The sequence below is a fragment of the Syntrophorhabdus sp. genome (assembly GCA_012719415.1).
Classification (GTDB): domain Bacteria; phylum Desulfobacterota; class Syntrophorhabdia; order Syntrophorhabdales; family Syntrophorhabdaceae; genus Delta-02.
The window spans coordinates 1-1,959 of the sequence record JAAYAK010000232.1; the positions used below are offsets into that span (position 1 = coordinate 1).

A 1,959-nucleotide genomic window follows, 5' to 3' on the forward strand; every position below is an offset into this window, starting at 1 on the left:
CTAAAATGGGTTCCTATATCTGACTTACATCCCACCCGTGCGCGAGGGTTGCCGAGCCAGGTCAAAGGCGACGGATTTAGGGTCCGTTCTCGAAGGAGTTCAAGGGTTCGAATCCCTTCCCTCGCATACTACTCATTTATCTTCCTGGGTAGCCGGTGCCTTTCTCGTACTCCTTTAGCAGCTCTTCCGCGAGGATGCGGAAGATCTCATCCCTGAAAAACACCTTATCGGGGGCACCCGGTGCATTCTCATTGACCGCGCGCTCGATAATCCGTGCGAGCAGCCGGTCCTTAAATTTTGGATTGGTAAAGCATGCCCGAAAGAACTCTGAAAACTCCTCTTCTGTGGGATGCCTGAAAAAGTTCCGGGCTTTTTTGTAATCGGTGAGCCAAGGGGCGGCATTCGGGAGCTTCGCCTGACACATCCCGCAGTAGTTCGAAGTGTCAGGCCATTCTTCGTTGCAGTCCGGGCAGATCTGAGTCATAGTTCATCATGAGCAATCGCATACATTAAAAATGAGGATGAGTACTTTACCTGATCTTTTGTAAGAAAACGCATTTTATCGTCCTAGAATCAAAAGGCTTTTTTCACACCACGCAAAACTTCAAAACATGGCCGAATTTATCCCCGATCGCCTTCCTGCGAGGGCGAGTAAAGGGGAGGAGCGTACATTCAGTATTCTGAAGAAGTTGCCTGACGATTACCTCGTTTATTATGAACCCAATATCGACAACCGGCGGCCGGACTTCATCGTGATCGCGCCGGACCAGGGTGTCATCGTCATCGAAGTGAAAGGGTGGTACCTCGATGACATCCAGAAGGTAAGCGACAGCGAAGTCGTTACGCTCTACGACGGACGCCCAAAGGCCGAGGTACACCCTCTCACGCAGGCCCGGAACTACCAGTGGAGGCTCGTGAAAGCGTGTGAGAAGAACCCGAGCTTCTCACACCTCCTGCACAAGGACGGGCCACACAAGAACCGATTTGTCTTCCCGTTCGGTCATTTTGTCGTACTCTCGAATATCTCCCAGGACCAACTCCGGAACTGTAGAGGGCACGACCTCTCGGTCGTCTTCCGGCCAGAAAACACCATGACACGGGATGTGCTCATGAACCTTGAGAGTGCGTCACCGCAGAAGATTGCCGACAAGCTGAGATCGTACTTCGACCCCTTCTGGCGGATCGAACCCCTCTCCCGGAAGCAGATCGATGTGCTTCGTGCTATCATCCATCCGGAGATCATCCTGAGTTACATCCCCTCCGGCATACCGCCGGCGCAGGACCCGGTGCAGCCAGCTTCCGCAAAGAGTGACACAATCCAGGAGCCGGCGAAGGAGTATGTCTTCTCCTATGCCCGGGGAGTCCACGAACCGAAGGTAACATCGCTGAAGGTGCTGGACAGGCGGCAGGAGAACACCGCCAGGAAGATTGGCGACGGACACCGGATCGCCTGTGGTGTAGCCGGGTCTGGCAAGACGGTCATCCTGGTCGCACGGGCACGCTGGCTTCACGACCGCGACCCCGAGGCAAAGATTCTGTTGCTCTGCTACAACGTCTCCCTTGGAGCATATTTGAGACATATCCTCGCTGACTACCCACGGATAACCGTCACTCACTTCGACGGATGGGCAAAGCAGAACGATGTTATCCGGAACAGGTGCGACCCGATCACCGGTCACGTCGAGGAAGACGAGCACCTCGGCAACCGCCTGCACGCGCAACTATCGAGCCGCGTCGGCGACTTTCGGGCGTATGATGCGGTCCTGGTCGACGAGGCCCAGGACTTCCATCCCACCTGGTTCTCGTGCATCCTCCTCGCGATGAAAGACCCGTATGACGGCGACCTGCTGATCGTATGCGACGGCAACCAGGGGATCCGGCCGGTCGGGACGGTCAGCTGGAAATCGGTCGGCATCAAAGCGCAGGGCCGGACCATCCACCGCGCTCTGGACCTGGATC

2 protein-coding genes and 1 tRNA gene are annotated in these 1,959 nt (G+C 55.7%); 2 read left to right on the top strand and 1 reads right to left on the bottom strand.

The genetic code is table 11. From position 1 onward, the window contains the following. Window positions 1-41: 41 nt before the first annotated feature. Window positions 42-126, top strand: a tRNA-Leu gene (locus tag GXX82_13670). Window positions 127-136: 10 nt separating this feature from the next. Here the strand turns inward: GXX82_13670 and GXX82_13675 are convergent. After that, a complete protein-coding gene (locus GXX82_13675) occupies window positions 137-484 on the bottom strand; it encodes a hypothetical protein (protein NLT24087.1) in 348 nt (115 codons plus the stop codon). A gap of 205 nt (window positions 485-689) precedes the next feature. Here GXX82_13675 and GXX82_13680 point away from each other — a divergent pair. Continuing rightward, a partial coding sequence (locus GXX82_13680) for an AAA family ATPase (protein ID NLT24088.1) occupies window positions 690-1,959 on the top strand: 1,270 nt, incomplete at its 3' end.

Excerpts from the sequence above, each read along its gene's own strand:
- GXX82_13675 (NLT24087.1), bottom strand. The coding sequence starts at position 484 with ATGACTCAGATCTGCCCGGACTGCAACGAAGAATGGCCTGACACTTCG.